Annotated in this window: 18 protein-coding genes and 1 pseudogene; 14 read left to right on the forward strand and 5 right to left on the reverse strand. The window is 63.3% G+C overall.

Features of this window, described 5'->3' with window-relative positions; all coding sequences use genetic code 11:
* Nucleotides 1-8 precede the first annotated feature (8 nt).
* From LB547_RS30595 to LB547_RS30615, 5 genes are all read left to right on the forward strand, one after another.
* Nucleotides 9-416, forward strand: coding sequence for a DUF2000 family protein (locus tag LB547_RS30595; RefSeq protein ID WP_140763852.1), 408 nt, complete (start codon nt 9-11; stop codon nt 414-416).
* Between the two features lie 173 nt (nt 417-589).
* Nucleotides 590-1,474 carry a DMT family transporter gene (locus LB547_RS30600; RefSeq protein WP_181165295.1) on the forward strand — a complete coding sequence of 295 codons (885 nt, stop codon included), beginning with the start codon at nt 590-592 and terminating at the stop codon, nt 1,472-1,474.
* Nucleotides 1,475-1,541: 67 nt separating this feature from the next.
* Nucleotides 1,542-2,564 (forward strand): LacI family DNA-binding transcriptional regulator, encoded by a 1,023-nt coding sequence (locus LB547_RS30605; protein WP_140501249.1) that lies wholly within the window; start codon nt 1,542-1,544, stop codon nt 2,562-2,564.
* Nucleotides 2,561-3,544, forward strand: coding sequence for a 2-hydroxyacid dehydrogenase (locus LB547_RS30610; RefSeq protein ID WP_140763849.1), 984 nt, complete (start codon nt 2,561-2,563; stop codon nt 3,542-3,544). The genes LB547_RS30605 and LB547_RS30610 overlap by 4 nt, the downstream gene beginning before the upstream one ends.
* 86 nt (nt 3,545-3,630) lie before the next feature.
* On the forward strand, nt 3,631-4,035 hold the full coding sequence (locus LB547_RS30615) for a hypothetical protein (protein ID WP_140501137.1): 405 nt from the start codon (nt 3,631-3,633) through the stop codon (nt 4,033-4,035).
* Here the strand turns inward: LB547_RS30615 and LB547_RS30620 are convergent, their stop codons facing one another.
* Nucleotides 4,036-4,809, reverse strand: a complete 774-nt coding sequence (locus LB547_RS30620) for a gamma-glutamyl-gamma-aminobutyrate hydrolase family protein (protein WP_140763882.1) — start codon at nt 4,807-4,809, stop codon at nt 4,036-4,038.
* 263 nt (nt 4,810-5,072) lie between these two features.
* On the opposite strand from LB547_RS30620, the gene LB547_RS30625 reads away from it, so the two are divergent.
* Entirely contained in the window at nt 5,073-6,182 is a 1,110-nt protein-coding gene (locus tag LB547_RS30625) for a TRAP transporter substrate-binding protein (protein ID WP_140501135.1), read from the forward strand.
* A gap of 147 nt (nt 6,183-6,329) precedes the next feature.
* On the opposite strand, the gene LB547_RS30630 is transcribed toward LB547_RS30625, so the two are convergent.
* The 4 genes from LB547_RS30630 to LB547_RS30645 all read right to left on the reverse strand — a co-directional run bounded on the left by LB547_RS30630 (nt 6,330) and on the right by LB547_RS30645 (nt 10,952).
* Nucleotides 6,330-7,358, reverse strand: coding sequence for a zinc-dependent alcohol dehydrogenase family protein (locus LB547_RS30630; RefSeq protein ID WP_140763846.1), 1,029 nt, complete (start codon nt 7,356-7,358; stop codon nt 6,330-6,332).
* Between the two features lie 19 nt (nt 7,359-7,377).
* Nucleotides 7,378-9,174 (reverse strand): TRAP transporter large permease, encoded by a 1,797-nt coding sequence (locus tag LB547_RS30635; protein WP_181167623.1) that lies wholly within the window; start codon nt 9,172-9,174, stop codon nt 7,378-7,380.
* Nucleotides 9,171-9,755 carry a TRAP transporter small permease subunit gene (locus LB547_RS30640; protein ID WP_140501131.1) on the reverse strand — a complete coding sequence of 195 codons (585 nt, stop codon included), beginning with the start codon at nt 9,753-9,755 and terminating at the stop codon, nt 9,171-9,173. The genes LB547_RS30635 and LB547_RS30640 overlap by 4 nt, the downstream gene beginning before the upstream one ends.
* Nucleotides 9,756-10,046: 291 nt before the next feature.
* A complete protein-coding gene (locus LB547_RS30645; protein WP_140763843.1) occupies nt 10,047-10,952 on the reverse strand; it encodes a branched-chain amino acid ABC transporter permease in 906 nt (301 codons plus the stop codon).
* Nucleotides 10,953-11,102: 150 nt separating this feature from the next.
* On the opposite strand from LB547_RS30645, the gene LB547_RS30650 reads away from it, so the two are divergent.
* From LB547_RS30650 to LB547_RS30685, 8 genes and pseudogenes are all read left to right on the forward strand, one after another.
* The gene (locus LB547_RS30650; protein ID WP_140763840.1) at nt 11,103-11,717 is read left to right on the forward strand and encodes a CGNR zinc finger domain-containing protein; all 615 of its coding nucleotides are present in this window, start codon (nt 11,103-11,105) and stop codon (nt 11,715-11,717) included.
* Nucleotides 11,704-12,243: a hypothetical protein gene (locus LB547_RS30655; protein ID WP_411970497.1), complete on the forward strand. Its 540-nt coding sequence runs from the start codon at nt 11,704-11,706 to the stop codon at nt 12,241-12,243. Before LB547_RS30650 ends, LB547_RS30655 begins: the two co-directional genes overlap by 14 nt.
* Before the next feature lie 220 nt (nt 12,244-12,463).
* Complete coding sequence (locus tag LB547_RS30660; RefSeq protein WP_140580592.1) at nt 12,464-15,940, forward strand: indolepyruvate ferredoxin oxidoreductase family protein; 3,477 nt, start codon at nt 12,464-12,466, stop codon at nt 15,938-15,940.
* Nucleotides 15,941-16,076: 136 nt separating this feature from the next.
* Nucleotides 16,077-18,392: a putative bifunctional diguanylate cyclase/phosphodiesterase gene (locus LB547_RS30665; RefSeq protein ID WP_140763834.1), complete on the forward strand. Its 2,316-nt coding sequence runs from the start codon at nt 16,077-16,079 to the stop codon at nt 18,390-18,392.
* Between the two features lie 341 nt (nt 18,393-18,733).
* On the forward strand, nt 18,734-19,501 hold the full coding sequence (locus tag LB547_RS30670; RefSeq protein ID WP_140501119.1) for an N-acyl amino acid synthase FeeM domain-containing protein: 768 nt from the start codon (nt 18,734-18,736) through the stop codon (nt 19,499-19,501).
* Nucleotides 19,502-19,615: 114 nt separating this feature from the next.
* Nucleotides 19,616-19,765 carry a DUF3096 domain-containing protein gene (locus LB547_RS30675; protein WP_140501117.1) on the forward strand — a complete coding sequence of 50 codons (150 nt, stop codon included), beginning with the start codon at nt 19,616-19,618 and terminating at the stop codon, nt 19,763-19,765.
* Nucleotides 19,766-19,978: 213 nt separating this feature from the next.
* Nucleotides 19,979-20,203 carry an aa3-type cytochrome c oxidase subunit IV gene (locus LB547_RS30680; protein ID WP_140501115.1) on the forward strand — a complete coding sequence of 75 codons (225 nt, stop codon included), beginning with the start codon at nt 19,979-19,981 and terminating at the stop codon, nt 20,201-20,203.
* 87 nt (nt 20,204-20,290) lie between these two features.
* Nucleotides 20,291-20,701, forward strand: a pseudogene (locus LB547_RS30685) (NAD(P)(+) transhydrogenase (Re/Si-specific) subunit alpha); the annotation flags it as partial.

Genomic DNA, 20,701 nt, shown 5'->3' on the forward strand with positions numbered 1-20,701 from the left:
ACTGTCTCATGTTCGATACGAAATTTGCAATCGTGCTCAGGGATGATCTGCCGGTCTGGCAAAAACTCAACGTCACAGCATTCCTGACCAGCGGCGTCGTCGCGCAGTTCCCCGATCTCATCGGCGAGCCCTATCGTGACCGCGCCGGCAATGTCTACAACCCGCTGTCGATCCAGCCCGTCATCGTGCTGTCCGCCGACCAGGCGACACTCGGCGCAATCCACAGCCGCGCCCTGGAGCGCGGAGTAACGAGCTCGCTCTATGTCGAGGAGATGTTCTCGACCGAGTTCGACGCCGCCAACCGCGCCGTCTTCGCCGAATTCGCGCCGGAAGACGCCAAGGTTGTCGGCATCGCATTACGCGCCGACAAGAAGACGGTCGACAAGATCACCAAGGGTGCTCGCATGCATCCCTGACGACCCGGGCCTAAGCCTGTCCGCAGCTCTTGTTGTGCCAGCCGCTTTTGGCTTGCCGCACGCCCGCAATTGCCGCAAAAGGTGGGCCTCAGCCCAGCTTTCCATCCGGCCTGCAAGTGAGTGCTCCCCAAACATCTTCAGAAAGCGCGACGCCGCCGGTGGCGATCCTGTGCATGCTTTCCACCTATGTCTTCTTCACCTTTCTCGACACCAGCAGCAAATACCTCGTCCTAGCCGGCGTCTCCGCGCTTGTCGTCGCCTGGGTGCGCTTTGCCGTGCATGTCGTGCTGGTCGGCGCGCTGTTGCGCGGCTGGCGTGAACCGGCGCGGTTCCGTCCGGCCAACCTGCCGGCTCATGTCCTGCGCGGGCTGTTCCTGTTCGGCTCGACCATCTTCAACGTGCTGGCGCTGCGGTCCCTGCAACTGGCCGAGACGACATCGATCTATTTCTTCGGGCCGATGGTCATCACCGCACTTGCCGGCCCGCTGCTTGGCGAATGGGCGGGCTGGCGGCGGTGGCTGGCGATCCTGGCCGCGTTCGCCGGGGTTCTGATCATCACAAGGCCGGGAGTCGGCGTTTTCGGCATCGGCCACCTGTTCGCGCTCGGCTCGATGCTGTCGAACTGCTTCTATGTGATCATGACCCGGCGCATGTCGGCGACCGAGACATCGGAAAGCCTCATCCTGTTTTCGGCACTGGCCCCGGCGGTGGTGCTCCTGCCCATGCTGCCGTTCTCGTTTTCCCTGCCGCATGATGGCTGGCACTGGTTCATCCTGCTCATGCTCGGCGTCTTTGGCGGCGTCGGTCATTGGCTTCTGGTGCAGGCCTATCGCATGGCCACCACCACCGCGCTCGCCCCCTATCCCTATTCGCAGATGGTGTGGATGATCCTTTCCGGGCTCATCGTCTTCAAGCAGTTCCCCGACCGCTGGACACTCGTCGGCGCCGCCGTCATCGTCGCCAGCGGTCTCTACATCGTTCATCGCGAGCACCGGCTGCGCCTGCGCAATCGTGCGGTGCTGGACGTCGAGGCGGAAGCGCTGGCAAAAAAACTTTGATTTAGCGTCGAAGGGTGGCATAAGGCCGCCTTTAAACAGTTTAAAAAAACGACGGGGGAGGGGAAGGCTGGCACAGAAGATCAAGCTGTCGACGATCGCGGATGCGCTCGGCGTGTCCACGGCCACGGTATCGCTGGCGCTGCGCGACAGCCCGCTGGTGGCAGGCGGCACCCGTGACCGCATCAAGGAACATGCCCGCGCCATCGGCTACATCTACAACCGCCGTGCCGCCAGCCTACGTACCTCGCGTTCGGGCATTGTCGGCGTCGTCGTGCATGACATCATGAACCCGTTCTTCGCCGAGATCCTGCGCTCGATCGAAAGCGAGCTCGACCGCAGCCGCCAGACCTTCATCCTGTCCAATCACTACGACCAGCTCGAGAAGCAGCGCACTTTCATCGACACGCTTTTGCAGCTCGGCGCCGACGGCGTCATCATGTCGCCGGCCATCGGCACTCCGGCCTCGGATATTCTGATGGCCGAGGAAAACGGCCTGCCGGCGGTGCTGATCGCGCGCACCGTCGAGGGCGCCGACGTGCCGGTTTTTCGCGGCGACGATGCCTATGGCACGGGGCTTGCCACCAATCACCTGATCTCGCTCGGCCACAAGCGCATCGCCATGATCGGCGGCACCGACCAGACCTCGACCGGCCGCGATCGCTACCAGGGCTATGTCAACGCCATGGAGGCCGCCGGGCTGGAAGTGCGGCCGGCCTGGCGCATCCCCGGCCCGCGCACCAAGCAGGCTGGCTTCGAGGCCGCCGGACAGTTTCTGGCCCTGAAGGACAAGCCGACAGCCGCCTGCTGCTGGAACGACCTCGTCGCCATCGGCCTGATGAACGGCATCGCGCGCGCCGGCCTGGTGCCCGGCCTAGACATATCGGTCACCGGCTACGACGATCTCGAGGAGGCGGCAATCGCCACGCCGGCGCTGACCACCGTGTGGAACGGTCAGCGCGAGGTTGGCCGCCGCGCCGCCAGCGCCCTGCTCGACAAGCTGAACGGGCAGACGGTGCGGCCCTCTCAGGAACTGATCAAGCCGGAACTGCATGTGCGACAGTCGACCGGCAAGCCGGTGGAGCGTGCATGACAAGGCCCGAGCAACTGCAAACCGTCGCCATCCTGGTGCCGGGGCATTTCAACGACCACGCGGTCGAGCGCATCGACCGGACATTCAGACGTGTCGGGATCGAGCGCGCCGAGCCGTCCCTGGTCACCGATGAAATGCGTGACAACGTGCGCGCCATCGCCTCGTTCGGCGGCATCAGCGCGGCCTTCATGGATGCATTGCCGAAGCTTGAGATCGTCGCCAGTTTCGGTGTTGGCTACGATTCGGTCGATGCCCGCCACGCTGGCGATCACGGCATCATGGTCACCAACACGCCGGATGTGCTGACCGAGGAGGTCGCCGACACCGCCATCGGCCTGCTGATCAACACCGTGCGCGACCTGCCGCGCGCCGAAGCCTGGCTGCGCGACGGCAGCTGGCAGCGCAAGGGCAACTATCCCTTGAGCCGGCTTACCTTGCGCGGCCGCAGCGCCGGCATTTTCGGCATGGGCCGCATCGGGCTCGCCATTGCCCGCCGGCTGGAGGCGTTCGGATTGCCCGTCGCCTATCACAACCGGCGCCGGGTCGAGGGCCTGTCCTATCCCTATCATCCGACGCTGAAGGGCCTCGCCGAAGCAGTCGACACGCTGATTTCGGTGGTCCCGGGCGGCGCCTCGACGGAAAAGGCGGTCGATGCCGAGATCCTGTCGGCGCTTGGCGCCAACGGCGTCTTCGTCAATGTCGGGCGCGGCAGCACGGTCGACGAGGCGGCGCTTGCGACAGCCCTCGCCAAGGGCACTATCGCCGCCGCCGGGCTCGATGTCTTCGCCGACGAACCGAACGTGCCGCGGGCGCTGCTTGACACGACCAATGCCAGTCTGTTGCCGCATGTCGGTTCGGCGTCGGAGCACACACGTCGCGCCATGGCGGATCTGTGCGTCGACAATCTGGTGTCCTGGTTCAGCGAGCGCCGGTCGATCACACCTGTGCCCGAGACGGTGCATGTGAAGGCGCGCTGCTGAGCGGTCGGGCTGCCATATTTATTAACGTCAGCTTAACCCTTTGAAATCATTCTTCATCCTGTCCGTACGCATGGATGAGGATCAGCATGAAAACGCTTTCCGTACTGATCGGAGCCGCCGCCCTGTTTGGCGGCGTTCAGCTGTTTCATGGCGGCACTGGCGAAAGCGTCGCTGAAGAGGCCGCGCCGCCCGACACCTACAGGCTGGTCGCCAATGGTGATGAGGGGGTTTGCGCAATCAAACGCGGCGCCACCGTCTCGGACGGCCTGTCGCTTTTGACCGTGGCTCCGAACTGTAGCCGACTGATGCCAGGCATCGAGCGGGCGAAATTCTGGCGCGAGCAGGAGGACGGCACGGTCGCCTTCAGCGTCAACGGCGTCGATCCGATCGTCACCTTCGCGGTCGCCGATGGCGACGGATTCGAATCCTACGCTCCTGCACTGCCGCTGCTGTCGCTGGCGGCCGCCGGGGACCCGAGCACCGACGACTGATTACTCCGCCGCCGCGCGGGCGCCGGCCTTGGCAGCCGCATGCAGGCGAACCGCGTCGCCGAAGGCCCGGAAGATCTTGGCCGAGTTACTATCCGACTTGACCCAGTATTCGGGATGCCACTGGACGCCGACCGCGAAAGCGCGGGCATCCTTTACAGAGACCGCCTCGACCGTGCCGTCGTCGGCCACGGCTTCGATCTGCAGCTTCGAACCAAGCCGGCCGATTGCCTGGCGGTGCAAAGAGTTGACCTTCATGTCGCCGGCCCCAAACACACTGGCCAGGCAACTGCCCGCCTTGATCGAAACGGTCTGGTGAATCGCGAAACGTTCGTCCTGATTGTCGCTCACCGGCGCGCGGTGGTCGAGCGAGCCTTCACGCTCCTGGATTTCAGTGCCCAGCGTGCCGCCCAGCGCCACGTTCATCTCCTGGATGCCGCGGCAGATGGCAAGCAGCGGCACGCCACGCTCGATCGCTTTGCGAATCAGCGGCAAGGTGGTGGCGTCGCGTGCCGGGTCATAGGGGCCGTTCGCCTCGCTGGCATCGCCGCCATAGAGCGAGGGGTCGACATTGGATTTCGAGCCGGTCAGCATGACGCCGTGGACCGACGACAGCAGCTCATCGAAATCGAGCCGATCGCCGAACGAGGGCACCAGCACCGGAAACACGCCGGCGCCGGCGATCGCCGCCTCCAGATATTGCTGTGGGGCGGCATGCCAGGTGTAGTTGTCGAATTGACGGACGTCGGTCGATATGGCGACGAGCGGCTGCTGCATTTTGGCTTTGTTTTCCATCTGGGCCGGGGGAATCCTGCCTTCAAAATAGGCGATCCCAGCACATTTTTCCATGACAAGTTTCGGTCTGTCGGATGGGCCACCAAACGGCCCGTTAGACTATAGTTGCAAGGCCCTGCGCACACGCCGTCAAATCAGGCCGCCACGCTGGACTCGACTCCTTGCCCGTGTATTGTTTCGCCCAGCCGTGCGGGGCATCGAGCATGCGCCGCACGTCGGTTTGTTGATCCAAAAGGGAGGACTTCATGGATCGTCGTTCATTCATCCGCAAGGCCGGGACGACCGGCGTTGGCGCCGCTGCGGCCGCCGCCACGCTCGCCGCGCCGGCCATAGCCCAGTCCAATCCAAAGGTGACGTGGCGGCTGGCGTCGTCCTTTCCCAAATCGCTCGACACGATCTATGGCGGCGCCGAGGTCTTCTCAAAGATGCTTTCGGAAGCCACCGACGGCAACTTCCAGATACAGGTCTTCGCCGCTGGCGAGCTGGTGCCCGGCCTTCAGGCGGCCGACGCCACGACCGCCGGCACGGTCGAGGCCTGCCACACGGTGGCATACTATTACTGGGGCAAGGACCCGACCTGGGCGCTGGGCGCGGCGGTTCCGTTCTCGCTCAACGCGCGCGGCATGAACGCCTGGCACTATCATGGCGGCGGCATCGACCTGTTCAACGAATTTCTCGCCACGCAAGGCTTGTTCGGCCTGCCTGGCGGCAATACCGGCGTGCAGATGGGCGGCTGGTTCCGCAAGGAGATCAACACGGTGGCCGACCTTTCCGGCCTCAAGATGCGCATCGGCGGCTTCGCCGGCAAGGTTGTGCAGAAGCTCGGCGTCGTGCCGCAGCAGATCGCCGGCGGCGACATCTACCCGGCGCTCGAAAAGGGCACCATTGACGCAGCCGAATGGGTCGGCCCCTATGACGACGAGAAGCTCGGCTTCTATAAGGTTGCGCCCTACTACTACTATCCAGGCTGGTGGGAAGGCGGCCCGACCGTCCACCTGATGTTCAACAAGGCGAAATACGAAGAGCTTTCGCCGACTTACAAGTCGCTGCTGCATACCGCCGCGCAAGCCGCCGATGCCAACATGCTGCAGAAATACGACTATCTCAATCCTGCGGCGGTGAAGCGGCTGGTGGCCGGCGGCGCCAAACTGCGTCCGTTCAGCCAGGAGATCATGTCCGCCTGCTTCGAGAAGGCCAATGAGGTCTACGCCGAAATGGAAGCCTCGAACGCGCCGTTTAAGAAGATCTGGGACTCGATCAAGGGCTTCCGTAAGGAGCACTATCTCTGGGCGCAGGTGGCCGAGTACAATTACGACACCTTCATGATGGTCCAGCAGCGCAACGGCAAGCTGTAAGGTTTTTCTGCCTCCTTTCGAAGACCCCGGACTCGGTAGTCCGGGGTTTATTCGTTGGGCGTCGGTGCTGGAAACATCGATAGTCGAAGGCGTCGAAACTTGCGCCGCAGGGCCGGGGGTCGAACGGGTTCGAAGCGACAGCGGCACTCAGCCTCGGTCCGGCACCACCACCACCTTGACCTCGCCGGCGGCAGGCGGGTTGGCGATTACCGCGGCGGCCTCTTCCAGCGGCACCTGCCTGGAGATCAGCCGGTCGATCTCGATCGCGCCCGAAGCGATCAGCTCGGCGGCGCGGCGGTGCGTGTAGGGATTGAGGAAGGAGCCGAGAACCTTCAACTCGCGAAACAGAAGATCGAAGGGCTCGAACGCCGCCTTCATGCCTTGCGGCACCACGCCGACAATGACGACCGTGCCGCCGGCCCTCGCCAGCCGCAGCGACTGCTCGACCGTTTCCTGGACACCGGCACATTCGAGCACCACGTCGACACCGCCGGGCACCAGTCCCGCTGGCCCGGAGATGGCATCGATGACGTCGGCGGCGCTTGCGTCGACCGTTGCCGTCGCGCCGAGCTCCTCGGCCAGTGCGCGCCGTGAGGCCTGTCGCGTCGACAGGATGATGGTCGTCGCCCCTGCAAGCCTTGCCAGTTGCACTGTGAGCAGGCCGATCACGCCGCCGCCAAGTATGGTGACCGAGGAGCCGGGCTTGATCTCGGCCAGATCCACGCCGTGGAGACAGCAGCCGAGCGGCTCGCAGAAGGCGCCGTGCGTCGGCTTCAAGTCCGCGGGCAGGATGAAGGCCTGTTTTTGCGGCAACACGACGTAGTCGGCGAAACCGCCGTCGCGATGGATGCCGATGGCATTGAGATTGCTGCACAAGTTAACGCGGCCGGCATGGCAATGGCGGCAGCGTCCGCAGGCGATGTTGGGGTCGCCGGTGACGCGGTCGCCGAGCGAGAAGCCGCTCACCGAATGTCCCATTGCCTCGACGATGCCGGAGAACTCATGGCCGGGTGTTACTGGCGGCCGGCAGGGAAACTCGCCGTGGAAGAGATGCCGGTCCGTGCCGCAGACGCCGCAGGACTCGATGCGCACCAGCAGATCGTCAGGCCCGGGAACCGGCTTGGCGACCTCGCGCAGCGTGATGCTGCCAACCGCTTCCAGCCGTACCGCTTTCATGATTTTGCGACCTCCGGCATCAGTTGAAGTTCGGCGGCTGCGACAGATCCGGCTGTGGTGCCGCCGGTTTGGCGGGCGCCGTGTCGCCGAAGTTCGGCGGTTGCGACAGGTCGGGTGCGGCAGGCGCGGCGGGCGGCGCGGCGCCAGTGGCGGGTGCGGTTCCGGTACCGGCCGGCGGCGTGCCGAGCGGCGTCAGTCCCGGCACCTCCGGCACCGTATAGTCGATCGTGCCGGAATCGACCGCTGTGCCCTTGTAGTGCATCACCATTTGCGGGAAGGCGATGGTGAGCCCGATCATGATCACCTGGATGCAGACGAACGGCACGGCGCCCCAATAGATCTGGCCCGTGGTCACCGGCGCGATCTGCTTGCCGGTCAAGCGGTCGAGATAGGGCACCCGGGCGGCGACCGAGCGCAGGTAAAACAGCGCGAAGCCGAAGGGTGGATGCATGAAGCTGGTCTGCATGTTGACGCCCAGAAGCACACCGAACCAGATCAGGTCGATGCCGAGCTTGTCGGCGGCCGGTGCCAGCAACGGCACGATGATGAAGGCCAGTTCGAAGAAATCGAGGAAGAAGGCAAGCACGAAGACCAGAATGTTGACGCCGATCAGGAAGCCGACCTCGCCGCCCGGCAGCGAGGTCAGGAGATGCTCGACCCAGATGTGGCCGTTGACGCCGTAGAAGGTGAGGGAGAAGACGCGCGCGCCGATCAGGATGAACAGCACGAAGGACGACAGCCTTGTCGTCGAAGCGAGCGCCTGCTTGACCACGTCGAGCGACAGCCGGCCTTTGATCGCCGCCATCGCCAGCGCGCCGACAGCGCCCATGGCGCCGCCCTCGGTTGGAGTGGCGATGCCAAGGAAAATGGTGCCCAGCACCAGGAAGATCAACGCCAATGGCGGGATCAGCACGATCACGACCTGCTGCGCCAGCCGCGACATCATGTTGATTTTCAGGCGCTGATCGGCGATCGCAACGATATAGATCACGGCCACGCCGATGCTGGCGCCGAGGATGTCGGCATTGTCGCCATGGGTCGGTGCGAGATAGCGGTAGGCCGCGTAGGAGATCGCCACCGTCGCCAGCAACGCCACCAGCAGCGACACGACGCCATGGCCGAGCGTGCGTGCTTCCAGCGGCAGCGCCGGCATCGAATTCGGCCGGACGATCGTCATGATCAGGATGTAGAGCATGTAGAGGCTGGTCAGCACGATGCCGGGGATCAGCGCGCCCGCATACATGTCGCCGACCGAGCGGCCGAGCTGGTCGGCGAGCACGATCAGCACCAGCGACGGCGGGATGATCTGGGCGAGCGTTCCGGACGCGGCGATGACGCCGGACGCCAGCCGGCGGTCATAGCCGTAGCGCAGCATGATCGGCAGCGAGATCAGCCCCATGGCGATGACCGATGCCGCCACCACGCCGGTCGTCGCGGCCAGCAGCGCGCCGACGAAGATCACGGCATAGGCAAGCCCGCCGCGGATCGGCCCGAACAGCTGGCCGATCGTATCGAGCAGGTCTTCCGCCATCCCCGATCGCTCGAGCACGATGCCCATGAAGGTGAAGAAAGGGATCGCCAGCAGCGTGTCGTTCGACATCACCCGGCTGCCGTAGAAATTATCCGGCAACGCATGCAGCAGCGGCCAGGCGAGATTGATCGAGCCGCCCGAATAGGGTGAGACCAGGACTCCGATGAAAAAGAACAAAAGTCCGTTGGCGGCGAGCGAGAAGGCGACGGGATAGCCGATCAGCAGGAATAGGACCAGCGAGGCGAACATGATCGGCGCCATGTTCTGGGCGATGAACTCGATCACGAGCGCACCTCGTCGGCCAGTGCCTTGGCTTCGAGTTCCGCCTGCTCATGCGCCGATATGAACGGGGTCGGGTCGTCCATGTCGCCGCGCATGATGGCGATCTTCTTGATGATCTCGGAGATGCCCTGCAGCGCTAGCAGGAAGAAGCCGACCAGCAGGATCGCCTTTGCCGGCCAGATGATCAGCCCGCCGGAATTGTTCGACATTTCACCGCTGCGGAACGAAAGCGACACGTAGGGGACGAAATAGATCACCATCAGCGTCACGAACGGCATCAGGAAAAAGACATGGCCGAAAAGGTCGATCCAGTGCTGCACGCGGCGCGGGAACAGGCCGTAGACGATATCGATGCGGATATGGTCGTTCTGCTTCAGCGTATAGGCCGCCGCCAGCATGAAGGCGGCGCCGAACAGGTACCATTGCAGCTCCAGCCACGCATTCGACGAGGTGTCGAACACCTTGCGGATGGTCGCGTTAGCGGCGCTCACTAGGATTGCCAGCAGGATCAACCACGATATCCATTTGCCGATGAACTCGTTCACACGGTCGATCGTCCTGGATAGAGCGAGAAGCCCTGCCATGCATTCCTCCCTGTTGGCCGAGGCGCGACGGCTCCCCCTTGTTTTCCGCCGCGCCGCTGTGGCCTAACCGTATGCCGTGCGTGGCAGGACGGGTCAACACAGGAGCGGCGCTGTCAACGCGGTTGTGAGACGAGGAAGCCGACGAAGCGCAGGCCGACGGCGCACGGTTTGGGAACCCGGAACCGGCAGCCGGCAGGGTTCGTGGGGAAAATCAAAACCTTAAGGCGGTCGTTTCGTTTCCGAAACAAGCTTATCGGTGGCAGGCGTCATGCAACCAAAGTCTGATGCTGATCACGCGATCTTGGTCTGGTCGCGGCCAGCGCCGATCAGCACCAGCATGGCGACGAGGAACAGGTACATCCACGCGTCGCGCCATTCCACCGGGAAATAGCCGGCCCACAGCGACTCGGCCATGCCGAAGGCGGCAGCGCCCAGGGCCGCCCGCGGCGGCGAGAGATAGCCGCCGACCGCTGTCACGAACAGGATCTTGAGCCCGTAGACGAGGCCGGAACCGAAACTGACATTGCCGTAATAGAGGCCGGCCATGACGCCGGCCAGCGCGGCGCAGAAACCGCCGAACAGCACTGCGTGGCGGAACACGGCGCGCACGTCGACGCCGCACATGGCGGCCGCCTTGGGATCGTCGGAGACGGCGCGCCAGCGCCGGCCGAAATTCGAATGGGCAAAGCCCCAAGCCGCAAGCGCCACCGCCCCCAGCACCACGGCGCAATCGAGCAGCTGGATCAGCGTCAATGTCGCCTTGAAGCCGGCATTCTGCGCGAAAACGACAGGTTGCGCCAGCATAGGCGGCAGCCACAAATCATGCGTGTCGGCGGCGATGCGGCTTGCTTCCGACAAAACCAGCAGGATGCCAAGCGTGGTCACCACGATCGCATTGGGCGAGCGGTCGGCCAGCGGTTCGAAGACGCTGCGCGACAGGACGCTGCTGATAAGCGCGGCGTAGAGGAAAGCCGCTGCGATGCCGAGCACCACCGCCGCCGTCAGCGTCAGCCACAGCACCTGGTAGCCGAAGGCGGCGGTCAGGATCATCGTCTGTCCGCAAAAGGCGAACAGCGCGCCATAGGCCAGGTTGGTGCGGTGCAGGATGCCGTTGGTCAGCACATAGCCGAACGCCAGCAGCGCATAGAGTGCGCCTGAATGCAGCCCGTTCAGGACCTGCTGGAACAGATACAGCATGCGAAAATCCTCGGGGCATGTCGCCCAAAGCGCATAGCGGCTTTGGGACGACGATACGCTCCAGACAGAGAGCGGCAATACCCGCTTCAGGGCAGACTTGCATCGTCGAATCTAACTTGTCAAATGCCATTTATCGGTTAGATTTCGGACATGACGGTATCCTGGACCCCGCACCGCTTCACCGGCGGCCTGCTCGCGCTCGACACGGCTAACACCGTCGTGCTGCGTGCCGATCCCGAGAGGACCTTCGACCGTTTTGACGATCCGCGCGAGATCGCCCGCTTCGCGGACGCGGCGAGCGGCTTTCGCGCCGCCGAGCTTGGCGGCAGGCGGCTGGCGGTCTCCGCGCCGGCTGCAATCGCGCCTGTCGTGCTGGCGATCCGCGAGGCGACGGACCGGTTGTTTCGCCACGCCGTGTTGAGGGGCGCCGTCGCCACCGATCATCTCTCAGGCTTGCTGGGGGCCTGCGCCGGCGGTCTTGCCGGCAGCCGGACCGAGATTGCAGCGCCCGGAAAGCCGTTCGGCGATCCGGCAACGCCGATCGCTTTCGAGGCGGCGCTGGCGGTTTCCGCCTTGTCGCTGCTGCGCGAGGACACGGTCGCCAGGCTCAGGATCTGTCCCAACTGCACCTGGCTGTTCGTCGACCGCAGCCGTAATTCCAGCCGCCTTTGGTGCGACATGGCGGTCTGCGGCAACCGCCAGAAGGCAAGCCGCCACTATCGCCGCCGCAGGGCGGCCAATGAGGTCAACAATGTCCAGGATTAGCTCTCGTTCAGCCCTGCTCGGCATGGCGCTGATCGCGGCGATGGCGCTCGGCGCCTGCCGCGACACCACCAAGGACGGTGAAGGCAAGTTGTTCGAGATTTCGGGCAAGATATTCGTCTTCAACTATCGTCTTGCCAGGGCGACCTATGTCGTGACGCTGCGGCCCCTGCGGCCGATGGGAGAGGGCCAGGTCGCGGTCGCCAGCTTCCAGGATCCGGCCGGCGGCGCGCCGTTGGTGGTCGAGCAGAAGGTCTGGCCCAAGCTCGACAAGGTGACGCTGGAGAGCCCGGCTTTGACCTGCGTCGTCAAGAACAAGCCTTATACGATCGCCATCGCTATCAAGGGTTCCGACGGCGCGGTCCTGCAGAAGATCGACACCACGCTGATGTCCACCGAAGACCAGTCCATCCTGCCCGACCGGCCGCTCGTCATTGACCAGCTCTACACCGCCAATCCCGATCTCGTAGGCCACCCCGACGGCAAGCTGCCGGGCGAGCCGAAGCCCGACTGCTCCAAGGGGACCTGACGCTCGCCGCCAAGCCGAAAGGCAAGCGAGATTTTCGTACGCCGGACATTGCTCGCGGGGCGATTTCATACCGGGCAAGGGATGACGGCGGATCGTTCGTTGCGCGTTGCCTGTCACGTCCGATTTCGTTTGACCTGTCTTGCAAGGGGAGAAAGGATGCGTCATCCGATCCCGACGCTGGCTGCCTGCCCCCGCGCGGCCTCCGCAGAGGAAATGCCTGATGACGCTGCACGACGTCGCGCTCGACGACAAGTTCGACCTGGGGAAGGAACGCATCTTCCTGTCCGGCGCCCAGGCGGTCATCCGCATGCTGCTGATGCAGCGCGAGCGCGACCGCCGCGCGGGCCTGAACACGGCCGGCTTCGTCTCCGGCTATCGCGGTTCGCCGCTGGGCGGCCTCGACATGCAGCTGTGGAAGGCAAAAAAACAGCTCGCCCAGGCCGACATCGTCTTCCAGCCCGGCCTTAACGAGGAACTCGCCGCTACCGCCTGCTGGGGATCGCAGCAGACGGAACTGCTGGGCGAAGGCACCCATGACGGCGTTTTTTCGGTTTGGTACGGCAAGGGTCCGGGGGTCGACCGCTCCGGCGACGTCTTCCGCCACGCCAATCTGGCCGGCTCGTCGAAACATGGCGGTGCGCTCGCTTTGATGGGCGACGACCACATGGCCGAATCCTCGACCAACGCGCATGCCACCGAATTCCTGTTCGTCGACGCCATGGTGCCGATCCTCAACCCGGCCGGTGTCCAGGAGATAATCGATTACGGGCTCTACGGTTTTGCCATGTCGCGCTTCGCCGGCACATGGGCGGCCATCAAATGCGTCAAGGACAACATCGAATCGACGGCCTCGGTCGATGCCTCGATCGAGCGTCTGAACATCGTTAATCCCGAGTTCGACATGCCGCCCGGCGGCCTCAACATCCGCCACGAGATCGACATGCTCGGTCAGGAGGAGCGGCTGCATGAGTACAAGCGCGCCGCCGCGTCGGCCTTCATCCATGCCAACGGGCTGAACCGCGTCGTCTATTCGGGCGGCCGCAATCCCAGGATCGGCATCATCACCATCGGCAAAAGCTATCTCGACGTCCGCCAGGCGCTCGAGGATATCGGCATCGACGAGGCCGCCGCCGGCCGCATCGGCGTGCGGCTGTTCAAAGTCGGTTGCCCCTGGCCGCTCGATTTCCAGCACATTGCCGAGTTCGCGCGCGGCCTCGACACCATCGTCGTCGTCGAGGAGAAGCGTTCGCTGATCGAGGTGCAGCTTCGCGAGAGCCTCTACGGCACCGCCACGCAGCCCGTCATCGTCGGCAAGAAGAACGAGCGCGGCGACTGGCTGTTTCCGGCCAAGGGCGCGCTCGACCCCAACGAAATCGCCATTGCCCTTGGCGAAAGGATCGTGAAAACCATCGGTCCGTCGGAAGAGATTTCAGCGCGGGTGGCGAAGCTGCGCCAGTTCCAGGCCATGCTCGCAGACGCGTCGGACATCGGCTCCCGCACGCCCTTCTTCTGCTCCGGCTGCCCACACAATTCCTCGACCAAGGTGCCGGATGGCTCGATCGCCGCGGCCGGCATCGGCTGCCATTTCATGGCACTGTGGATGGACAGGAATACTGTCGGCTTCACCGCCATGGGTGGCGAGGGGGCGCAGTGGGTCGGCCAGGCGCCCTTTTCCAAGCGCGACCACATTTTCCAGAATCTCGGCGACGGCACCTACAACCACTCCGGCACGCTGGCGATCCGCTTCGCGCTGTCGTCGGGCGCCAACATCACCTACAAGATACTCTATAACGACGCGGTGGCCATGACCGGCGGCCAGCCGCATGAAGGCGGCCTGACGGTGGACATGATCGCCAGGCAGGTGCGAGCCGAAGGGATCGAGCGCATCGCCGTCGTCACCGACGAACCCGACAAATATGCCGGCAAGGTCGAGTTCCCGGCCGGCGCCACCATCCATCACCGCGACGATCTCGATCTCGTCCAGCGCGAGCTGCGCGGCGTTAGCGGGGTTTCGATCCTGCTCTACGACCAGACCTGTGCCGCCGAAAAGCGCCGCCGTCGCAAGCGCGGAACCTTTCCCGATCCCGACAAGCGGGTCTTCATCAACGAACTGATCTGCGAGGGCTGCGGCGACTGCGGCGTCCAATCGAACTGCGTCTCCATCCAGCCGGTGGAGACCGAGTTCGGCCGCAAGCGCCGGATCGACCAGTCGAGCTGCAACAAGGATTTTTCCTGCGTCAATGGCTTCTGCCCGTCCTTCGTCACGGTGCATGGCGCCAAGATCCGCAAGGCCGAAGGCATCGCCGGCAAGACCGATCCGCTCGACGGCGTTCCAGCAGCCGCCGAATTCCCGCTCGGCGAACAGGGCTGGGCGGCGATCATCGACGGCGTCGGCGGCACCGGCGTCGTCACCGTCGGCGCCGTGCTCGGCATGGCGGCTCATCTCGAAGGCAAGGGCTGCGGCATGATCGACATGGCCGGGCTTGCCCAGAAGGGCGGTTCGGTGTTCACCCATGTCCGCATCGCCCGCACGCCCGATGACATCCATGCCATCCGTGTCTCGGCCGGCAAAGCCGATCTCGTGCTCGGCTGCGATCTCGTCGTGTCGGGCGCCAAGAAGGTGCTGGCCGCGGTGCGCGAGGGCCACACCATCTTCCTCGCCAACACTGCCGAGATCATGCCGGGCGAGTTTGCCCGCTCGGCCGATTTCTCGCTGCCCATCGAGCGCTTGAAGAAGGCGATCCGCACTGCTGCCGGCGACGACAAGGCGCATTTCTTCGACGCCACCCGCACAGCCACCGCCCTGTTCGGCAATTCGCTGGGCGCCAACATGTTCATGCTCGGCTTCGCCTTCCAGCATGGCGGTCTGCCGCTGTCGGCGCAAGCCGTCGAAAAGGCGATCGAATTGAACGGCGAGGCGGTGGGGATGAATATCGCCGCCTTCCGCTGGGGCCGCCGCGCCGCGCATCAGCCGGATTTCGTGCGTGGCCTCGTCCAGCCGGGCAAGGACGGCCAACCCGCCACGATTGCCCAGACGCTGGACGAAATCATTGCCCGCCGGATCGCTTTCCTTTCCGCCTATCAGAACGCCGCCTATGGCAAGCGCTACGCCGGCAGGATCGCTGCCCTGCGCGCGGCCGAAGCCAAGGCCGCGCCCGGTTCGAGCGCCGTGACGGAAGCGGCGGCCAGGAACCTGTTCAAGCTGATGGCGATCAAGGACGAATACGAGGTGGCGCGGCTCTATACCGACGGCTCCTTCGCCGCCGAACTCGGCAAGCAGTTCCAGAGTTACGAAAAACTCGAATTCCACCTGGCGCCGCCGATCCTGGGCCGTCGCGGCAATGACGGCAAACCGAGGAAATCGAGCTTTGGTCCCTGGATGATGAAAGGGTTCCGCATACTGGCGGCGCTGAAGGGCCTGCGCGGGACAGCATTCGACCTGTTCGGCTACACCGCCGAGCGGCGCATGGAGCGGCAATTATTGGCGCAATATGAGGCCGACCTGCAACGCGTCGCCAACTCGCTGGCGCCGGACACCATCGAGGCCGCCACGGCCCTCGTCTCGGTGCCGGCACTCATCCGCGGTTACGGCCATGTTCGGCAAGCCAGCGCTCAAAAGGCGGCCGGCGAGCGCCAAAGACTGCTCGAGCGCCTGTCCGGCACGTCAGCGAGGGTGGAACTCCAGGCCGCCGAGTGATGGCCTTGTTTACCTAAAGCCCAATTCTCCCAGTCTGTCCTGCTTTGCGCGCCTTCGGCAAGCCGCCCAAAACCGCTGTTCTAAGCCTTTCTTAAGGCGGATGTGAGATGACGAGGCCTAGCGTTGGGCCGACGACATGGGCAGAACAAAGACCGAAAACATCCCAGCGGATGTTTATATCCAGTTTGTGCGGTCGTTGTTCGACAACGCCCACATGCTGGTGATCGGTGGCGTGTGCTACTGGATCCTCGGACTAATGATCTACTTGCGCACGAACAATCCGTTGTTCCTGGCTTTCTCTTTTGTTCTGCTGTCCATCTGCCTTTACCGCTATTTCGGCATTCGCGCCTTCCGGAAGGCAGGCGGTGTAATAGCCGACGTCCAGGAGGCGCATCGGTGGGAGCGCAACTACATCCTCAAGGGCAGCGTGCAGGGCCTCACGTTGGGCGCACTGTGCTTCATATCGATCTATGTCTATCCCGATCCCTTTGCCGAACTGGCCGCGACGTCGCTGGCCATCGCGACCTTGGTGACGGTTGTTGGCCGGAACTATGGCTCTCCCATTATGGTGCGGGTTTTTTCCGTGACCTTCATTGGTCCGGCAGCACTTGCACTTTTGCTGCGCATGGATGTGCCTTCGGTCATTCTCGGTCTGATGATCATCCCGTTGACTTTCGTCACGATCAACAGCGCCGACCACGTCCGCGATGTGCTTTTCTCGGCCGTCATCGGCCACAAGGAAGCGAGGAAGCTCGCGCTCAGATTCGATCGCGCGCTCAATACCATGTCGCATGGCCTCGTCATGCTTGGCCCGGACGGTCGGGTGGCGGTCGCCAATGCCGAGGCCGCGCATCTGATGTCGCTCAAATCGGCCGATGCGCTGCTTGGGCGGTCAATCCATGGTCTCTTGATGCGCGGCGTCGTGGGCGGCATGCTGGCCCCAAAGGACTGCCGCTACATCGAAGCCCAGCTGACGCGTGCATTGCGCGAGGGCCGCGACCGTAAGGTCCTGGTTTCGCTCGCCAATGGCCAGCACTACGAGTTCTCCGCCCGCGAAGGCAGCCAGGAACTCGGGGTCATCACCTTCGAGGACGTGACGGCACGCGTCGAGGCGGAAGACAAGATCCGCTTCATGGCGCGCTATGACAATCTCACCGGCCTGCCCAATCGCGCCTATTTCCACGAATTGATCGGCGAGGCGATGGCGTCAGGCGACCGTGACCGCCTCTGCGGCCTTGCCGTGCTCGACCTCGACGATTTCAAGAGTGTCAACGACACGCTCGGGCATCCGATCGGCGATGGATTGATCTACGCGGTGGCCGAGCGTCTTGCCGCCATTGCGGGACAAGGCATTACCGTCAGCCGCTTCGGCGGCGACGAATTCATGGTTTTCTTCGACCGTATAGAGGATGAAAGCCATCTGACCCTTCAGATCGACGAGATCTTTGCAGCGTTGCAAGGGGAGGTGGACGTCGCCGGCCACGGGCTGCGCATCCAGGCCAGCGCCGGCGCCGTGCTGTCGCGGGTCAGGGATACCGACGTCGACGCCATGATCGTCAAGGCGGACTTGGCGCTCTATAAGGCCAAGGAGCTCGGCAAGAACGGCTGGCGGCTGTTCGAGGCCGCCATGGACGCTGCGTTCCGCAACCGCCAGCTGATGAAGGCGGATCTGCGCAGCGCGGTGGAAGGCAAGGCCCTGCGCGTCGTCTACCAGCCGATCGTGGCGATGAGCACGATGCGCATCGCCAGCTGCGAGGCGCTGTGCCGATGGGACCATCCCGACCTCGGGCCGATTTCGCCCGGCATCTTCATTCCGCTGGCGGAGGAAATGGGCATCATTTCCGAGATTAGCACCTTCGTGCTGCAGGCAGCCTGCACCGAATGCGCCAAATGGCCGGACCACACCAGCGTCTCGGTCAATCTCTCCGCCAAGGATTTCCGCAACCGGGACGTCATCCAGAAGGTTCGCGACGCTCTGGTCAGCTCCGGCCTTGCCGCCGGCCGGCTGGAGATCGAGGTCACCGAAACTGCGCTGCTCGATGACAAGTCGCTGACACGTCAATATATCGAGGAACTGAAGCAGATCGGTGTGCGCATCGCACTTGACGATTTCGGTACCGGCTATTCGAGCCTGAGCTATCTGCATAAGCTGCCGCTCGACAAGATCAAGATCGATCGCTCCTTCCTGATGGACGTCACCCAGAGCAAGCGTTCGCTGGAGCTACTGAAGGGCATTGTCAATCTGTCGCGGCCGCTTGGACTGTCGGTGACTGTCGAAGGCGTCGAGACCTTTGAGCAGCTCAAGATCCTGGCCTTGCAAGTGAAACCGGATCTCGTGCAGGGCTTCCTGTTCGGTGCCGCGCTCAGTGCGTCGGGTATCGAGACGATGTCGAATGTCACCTGGCCATTCGCCGCTGACCTGCGTCGCATCGGTAAACGGACGGTCCGTTAGCGCCGTAATTTTCGACTTCGCTCGATTGGATTCCCCGCGCGTTGCGAGTCGCACGATGCTCTTTGATGTCGAACTCAATCGTTCGATGACAGGATACGGTTCCGCCGTGATTTTGCCTTTGCGCAATGCTGCTGAAAGCTCTTCCTCACTACGCAGATGTATTCGGAGGCATGATCCACGTCCTGTCAGCGGCAATCGCTCGGACGATTGCTCAGTAAGATATTCTCGGGCGACTCCCGGCCATTAAGGTTAACGGAATGTAAATCAACAAGATCTAAATTTCGGCTTGTGTCTCATTTCAACTCGAATAGCCTATCCTAGGTCGAATTCGAGGACAGACGATGGATGCTGCAACAGCTACAAGGAATGCGTCTGGCGGGGTAAGCACAGCCGGGGATTCGGTGCTGAATCGATCGATGATGCAACTGCTTGAGCATGTCGATTATCGCCTCATTACCGGGGGCGAGGATTTGGAAGCGATTTACCGGCTTCGCTATAAGTCCTATCTGCGCTCCGGCATGTGCGGCCCGCTCGCCAGCGGCATGTTCGAGGATCGCTGGGACAATCTACCCAATTCCTACCGATTCGGTGTCTATTGCTACGGCGAATTGGTGAGCACAATCCGCTTCCATTACATTTCCATCGAGCACCCGAATTCGCCCTCCGTTGATGCCTATCCGGAAATACTGATCGAGCGGCTTGCCCGCGGAGAAACCTTCATCGACGGAACCCGCTTCGCAACCGATCCTGATGCCGCGCCGGCACCCGGAGTGCTGCCGTTTCTGACACTCAGGCTTGCCATGGTGGCCTCGCTCTATTTTGGCCAGAACTCTGTGCTGACGCCGGTCAAGGTCGAGCATTCCAATTTTTATTCTCGTTACTTCAATGCCGTGCAGAGGACCGAGGCTAAGGAGTTTCCGGGCGTTCTTACCCGGATCGCCCTGTTCGAAATCCCCGCCGGCGAAAATATGCGCCTGACGCTCGAACGTTTCCCATTCTTCAGGTCGACGCCCATGGAACAGCGGTTGATGTTCGCCAATCCGGCCATCAATCGGCTGACGCCCTTGTCTATCGTGCCGACGGCGAAATATTATCGTGAGGCCGCCTGAGGCCCCTGATTTTGCAAAGCTCCGGAGCTTTCCGGCCAGATCCGCGTTTTGATGACGGCGGCGCGTTGACGCTCCGCGTCTTCATTTCGACGTATCTGCCAAAAGGACCCCGACATGCATATTTCCCAGCTCGCGCTCACGCCGCTTATCTCGCTGATCGCCGGGGTGCTGATCCTGGTCATGCCACGGCTGCTGAACTACATCGTCGCGCTCTACCTGATCATAGCCGGCCTGCTTGGATTGTTTCCGCACCTCGCCGGCTAAAGACGGACAGCGCGGTTGACGCGCCAGCCGGCTTCGTCCGGGATTGCGCTAAAACAAGCAGCCGGAGCGGTTCGGCGATTCTGCCGAACGCAGGGGCGCTTTGCTTCAAATTTCCCTTGAGGCAGTTGTCGGCTGCGATGCGGCAATAGCGCCATTGCTCTCGGCGCGGCTTTTCGCTATGTGCCTGAAAGATGTCTTCGAAGGGGTATTCCTATGGCTGAGCACACGCCGACCGGTCCTGTCGAACTGGGCGCGAAGATGGACTATGCCGAGCACGACCGCACCTATGCGGGCTTCCTCATGCTGGCCAAATACGGATCACTCTTCTGCGGCGCCATACTTCTGGCGATGGCTTTCGGTTTCTTCGCGGGCGGCTTCTTCTCGGCGACTATCCTGTTCGTCCTGATCATGGCCGTCGGCGCCTTCATTCTGCGATAGTCTTTCCAAAACCCCATTGCCTTTGACGTCGCCGGACGCCCCGGCCGACACTTTGCGCAAACAGGTTCCAGCCGAAAGGATCATGCGGTGGGACAGACGGTTTTCATCCCTCGTGAGCTCGATGCGAACGAGCCGCGCGTCGCGGCTTCGCCCGATACGGTGAAACGGCTGGCCGGCCTGGGTCTTGAAGTGGTTGTGGAGGCCGGTGCCGGCACGCGATCGCGCATTCCCGATGAGGAGTTCGCCAAGGCGGGCGCTTCGATCGGCGAGGCCGGCGATGTGGCCAAGGCCGACGTGGTGCTGAAGGTGCGCCGGCCGACCGATGCGGAGCTGAAAAGCTACAAGTCAGGCGCTGCGGTCATCGCCATCATGGATCCGTATGGCAACGATGCCGCCGTCGCGGCGCTGGCCAAGGCCGGGCTGACGGCCTTTGCGATGGAATTCATGCCGCGCATCACGCGCGCCCAGTCGATGGACGTCTTGTCCTCGCAGGCTAAC

The organism is Mesorhizobium sp. B264B1B, from assembly GCF_020165765.1.
Lineage (GTDB): Bacteria > Pseudomonadota > Alphaproteobacteria > Rhizobiales > Rhizobiaceae > Mesorhizobium.

What these genes read in the sequence shown, in the direction of transcription:
- LB547_RS30645 (WP_140763843.1), bottom strand. Translation starts at nt 10,952, where the DNA reads ATGCTGTATCTGTTCCAGCAGGTCCTGAACGGGCTGCATTCAGGCGCA.
- LB547_RS30620 (WP_140763882.1), bottom strand. Translation starts at nt 4,809, where the DNA reads ATGCAGCAGCCGCTCGTCGCCATATCGACCGACGTCCGTCAATTCGAC.
- LB547_RS30655 (WP_411970497.1), top strand. Translation starts at nt 11,704, where the DNA reads ATGTCCAGGATTAGCTCTCGTTCAGCCCTGCTCGGCATGGCGCTGATC.
- LB547_RS30660 (WP_140580592.1), top strand. Translation starts at nt 12,464, where the DNA reads ATGACGCTGCACGACGTCGCGCTCGACGACAAGTTCGACCTGGGGAAG.
- LB547_RS30600 (WP_181165295.1), top strand. Translation starts at nt 590, where the DNA reads ATGCTTTCCACCTATGTCTTCTTCACCTTTCTCGACACCAGCAGCAAA.
- LB547_RS30610 (WP_140763849.1), top strand. Translation starts at nt 2,561, where the DNA reads ATGACAAGGCCCGAGCAACTGCAAACCGTCGCCATCCTGGTGCCGGGG.
- LB547_RS30625 (WP_140501135.1), top strand. Translation starts at nt 5,073, where the DNA reads ATGGATCGTCGTTCATTCATCCGCAAGGCCGGGACGACCGGCGTTGGC.
- LB547_RS30670 (WP_140501119.1), top strand. Translation starts at nt 18,734, where the DNA reads ATGGATGCTGCAACAGCTACAAGGAATGCGTCTGGCGGGGTAAGCACA.
- LB547_RS30680 (WP_140501115.1), top strand. Translation starts at nt 19,979, where the DNA reads ATGGCTGAGCACACGCCGACCGGTCCTGTCGAACTGGGCGCGAAGATG.
- LB547_RS30675 (WP_140501117.1), top strand. Translation starts at nt 19,616, where the DNA reads ATGCATATTTCCCAGCTCGCGCTCACGCCGCTTATCTCGCTGATCGCC.
- LB547_RS30665 (WP_140763834.1), top strand. Translation starts at nt 16,077, where the DNA reads ATGGGCAGAACAAAGACCGAAAACATCCCAGCGGATGTTTATATCCAG.
- LB547_RS30630 (WP_140763846.1), bottom strand. Translation starts at nt 7,358, where the DNA reads ATGAAAGCGGTACGGCTGGAAGCGGTTGGCAGCATCACGCTGCGCGAG.
- LB547_RS30650 (WP_140763840.1), top strand. Translation starts at nt 11,103, where the DNA reads ATGACGGTATCCTGGACCCCGCACCGCTTCACCGGCGGCCTGCTCGCG.
- LB547_RS30640 (WP_140501131.1), bottom strand. Translation starts at nt 9,755, where the DNA reads ATGGCAGGGCTTCTCGCTCTATCCAGGACGATCGACCGTGTGAACGAG.
- LB547_RS30615 (WP_140501137.1), top strand. Translation starts at nt 3,631, where the DNA reads ATGAAAACGCTTTCCGTACTGATCGGAGCCGCCGCCCTGTTTGGCGGC.
- LB547_RS30595 (WP_140763852.1), top strand. Translation starts at nt 9, where the DNA reads ATGTTCGATACGAAATTTGCAATCGTGCTCAGGGATGATCTGCCGGTC.